At 73.5% G+C, this 3,185-nt stretch carries 4 protein-coding genes and 1 pseudogene; 4 read left to right on the top strand and 1 reads right to left on the bottom strand.

From position 1 onward, the window contains the following. Together VGD85_RS10390 and VGD85_RS10385 are read left to right on the top strand one after the other, a co-directional pair. Positions 1 to 1,006 (top strand): annotated as a pseudogene (locus VGD85_RS10390) (M17 family metallopeptidase); the annotation flags it as partial. Then, positions 1,003 to 1,341 carry a hypothetical protein gene (locus VGD85_RS10385; protein ID WP_331063364.1) on the top strand — a complete coding sequence of 113 codons (339 nt, stop codon included), beginning with the start codon at positions 1,003 to 1,005 and terminating at the stop codon, positions 1,339 to 1,341. The pseudogene VGD85_RS10390 and the gene VGD85_RS10385, both read left to right, overlap by 4 nt. 91 nt (positions 1,342 to 1,432) lie before the next feature. On the opposite strand, the gene VGD85_RS10380 is transcribed toward VGD85_RS10385, so the two are convergent. Then, the gene (locus VGD85_RS10380) at positions 1,433 to 2,116 is read right to left on the bottom strand and encodes an O-methyltransferase (protein WP_331063363.1); all 684 of its coding nucleotides are present in this window, start codon (positions 2,114 to 2,116) and stop codon (positions 1,433 to 1,435) included. A 111-nt stretch (positions 2,117 to 2,227) separates the two neighbouring features. Here VGD85_RS10380 and sigE point away from each other — a divergent pair, with 111 nt between their 5' ends. Continuing rightward, entirely contained in the window at positions 2,228 to 2,902 is a 675-nt protein-coding gene (gene sigE / locus VGD85_RS10375) for an RNA polymerase sigma factor SigE (protein ID WP_331063362.1), read from the top strand. Further along, positions 2,899 to 3,185 (top strand): hypothetical protein (locus tag VGD85_RS10370; RefSeq protein WP_331063361.1); only part of this gene is annotated, 287 nt, incomplete at its 3' end. The genes sigE and VGD85_RS10370, both read left to right, overlap by 4 nt.

Raw genomic sequence — 3,185 nt, 5'->3', positions numbered from 1 at the left:
GCTGGACCGGGCTGTCGCCGTGGGCGGCGCCGGCTGGCGCGCGCGGCTGCTGAGCACGGTCCCCTCCAACCTGAAGAACCCGCCCTGGCTCGCGGCCCAGGCCGAGGAGATCGCCCGCGAGAGCGGCCTCGAGGCGACGGTCTGGGACGAGCACCGGCTCGCCGAGGAGGGCTTCGGCGGCCTGCTGGCGGTCGGCCGGGCGTCCGCGACGCCACCCCGCCTGATCCGCCTCGACTACAGCCCGCGGCGCGCGGGCCGGCGTACGCCCACCGTCGTGCTGGTCGGCAAGGGCATCACCTTCGACTCCGGCGGGCTGTCCATCAAGCCCGGCGAGGCGATGGTGAACATGAAGCGCGACATGACCGGCGGGGCCGTCGTGCTCGCCACCATGGCGGCGCTGCGCGACGTCGGCTGCCCGGTGCGCGTCGTCGGGCTCGTCGCGGCCGCGGAGAACGCGATCGGCGGGGACGCGCTGCGTCCCGGCGACGTGATCCGCCACTACGGCGGCCGCACGACCGAGGTCACCAACACCGACGCCGAGGGGCGGTTGGTGCTCGCCGACGCGCTCGCGTACGCCGTCGCCGAGATCGAGCCCGCCGTGCTGGTCGACGTCGCGACGCTCACGGGCGGGATGAAGGTCGCGCTCGGGCAGCAGGTCGGCGGCTTCTTCGCCACCGACGACGCGCTGGCCGCCACCTTGCACACCGCCGCCGAGCGCGCCGGCGAGCCGCTGTGGCGCTTCCCGCTCACGAGCGCCTACGAGTCCAAGCTCTCCTCGACGGTCGCCGACGCGCAGAACCTGCCCGGCGGCCCCGCGGCGATCATGGCCGCGCTGTTCTTGCAGCACTTCGTCGGTGACGTGCCCTGGGCCCACCTCGACATCGCCTCCGTCGGCGATGCTCCCGAGGAGCGCCACGAGTGGACGACGGGCCCCACCGGCTTCGGGGCCCGGGCGCTGCTCGCCTGGCTGGGCTCCGAGCAGCCCCTGGAAGGCGTCCGGTCGTGAAGGGTCTCACCGTCCGCTGGTCCCTCGCCGACGCCCCCGCGGGTGTGGAGGAGCAGCTCGCGGCGTACGTCGCGGACACCTCGCACGCCCGCTTCACCGGCCAGGACGGGCTGCGGTTCAAGACCTGGCGCTGCCGGCCGGGGGAGTGGTTCGAGGGCTGCTACGTGTTCGCCAGCGACGAGGCGCGCGAGGCCTTCCAGGAGGGCTTCACCCGGACCGCCGCGGAGTCCCCGGGCTCGCAGATCATCGGCAGCGCGCCGATCCTCATCGAGGAGTGTGACATCGTCGCGGTCGCCGAGGGTGGGTCGGGCTTCCTGGCGGCCGGGCGCTACTGATCTCCCGTCGAGTGACGCGAACTGGCTGGGATCTGGCCTGGATCTGGACCATTCCGCGTCACTCGACGGGAGATCCGAGCCGCCCCGAGACTCAGGCCTCGGGGTTCCACTCCTTCTTGGCGACCAGCAGGCCGTCGCCGACCGGCAGCAGCACCGAGACCAGGTCGTCGTGCTCGGCGATCTGGCGGCCCAGCTCGCGGATGGCGACGGTCTCCTCGTCGCGCTGGGCCGGGTCGGCGACCCGGTCGTGCCACAGCGCGTTGTCGAACGCGACCACGCCGCCGGGACGCAGCAGCCGCAGCGCCTCGCGCAGGTAGGCGGAGTACTCGGTCTTGTCGCCGTCGCAGAACACCAGGTCGTAGTGGCCGTCGGTGAGCCGGGGGAGCACGTCGAGGGCCGCGCCGGAGATCGTGCGGGCGCGCTGGTTGGGGATGCCGGCCTCGGTGAACGACTGGCGGGCCAGCCGCTGGTGCTCGGCCTCGATGTCGACGGTGGTGAGCACGCCGTCCGAGCGCATCCCGCGCAGCAGCCACAGCCCGGAGACGCCGGTGCCGGTGCCGATCTCGACCACCGCGCGGGCGTCGAGCACGGAGGCGAGGAACCGCAGCGCGGCACCTCCGCCGGAACCGATCGGGGCGACCCCGACCTCCTCGGCCCGGGACCGGGCCGCCGCGAGGACGTCGTCCTCGGCGACGTACGCCTCGGCGTAGGACCAGCTCGCGGGCTTGATCGGCGTGGTGATGGTGGCCTCCTGGGGCTTGTCGCGCGGACTCACCGTATCGCGATCGGCGGGAACGCAGCGGGACCCACGCGCGTTGTCCTGGGTGAGGCAGGCACGGGAACTCAACACCTGCCTCACAGCAAACTCTCAGCAGGTGTCTCTACCGTGAGGAAGGACAAGGCACTGTTCACCCAGGCACGCAAGCGCTCGCACCAGCCGCAGGAGGCACCCATGGACACACCGGTGGCTCCCGCTGGTGACGTCGAGGGCATCCCCTCCTGGGAGGAGATCGTCGAGCAGCACTCCGATCGCGTGTTCCGACTCGCCTACCGCCTCACCGGCAACCGCCACGACGCCGAGGACCTGACCCAGGAGGTCTTCGTCCGGGTCTTCCGGTCGCTGTCGACCTACACCCCCGGCACCTTCGAGGGCTGGCTGCACCGCATCACCACCAACCTGTTCCTCGACCAGGCCCGCCGCAAGCAGCGGATCCGCTTCGACGCGTTGTCCGACGACCGTGCCGACCGGCTCACCAGCACCTCGCCGACGCCGGACGCGGCGTACGCCGACCGCACCTTCGACGACGACATCGAGCGCGCGCTCGCGACCCTGCCGCCGGACTTCCGCGCCGCGGTGGTGCTCTGCGACGTCGAGGGGCTCAGCTACGAGGAGATCGCCGAGATCCTCGGCGCCAAGCTCGGGACCGTCCGCTCCCGCATCCACCGGGGCCGCGCGATGCTGCGCACCGCCCTGGCCCACCGCGCCCCGTCCGCCGGCCGGGTCCGGTACGCCGGGCCCGCGTCCGGGCCGCTCCTGTCCGGCTGGGGGTCCACGACGTGATCGGCCACCACCTGGGCTCGCGGGCCAGCGCGCTGCTCGACGGGCAGCTCTCCGCCGAGGACACCGAGCGCGCGTGGGAGCACGTGCACTCCTGCCACGCCTGCCGCGACCTCGTCGAGCGGGAGGGCTGGGTCAAGACCCGGCTCGCCGGCCTGTCGTTCGAGGTCGCCGCTCCCGCCACCCCCGCGTGGCTGAAGGGCTCGCTGCTCGACGCGTCGGGCAGCTGCGCCGGCGGCGCCGCCTACCTCGCCCTCGGCGGCTCCGGTGACCACCGGCGCCGGGC

Source organism: Nocardioides sp. (genome assembly GCF_036401255.1).
In the GTDB taxonomy this organism is placed as follows: domain Bacteria; phylum Actinomycetota; class Actinomycetes; order Propionibacteriales; family Nocardioidaceae; genus Nocardioides.
The sequence above is the reverse complement of the archived record's forward strand: the minus strand, read 5'-3'. Positions and strand labels throughout refer to the sequence as shown.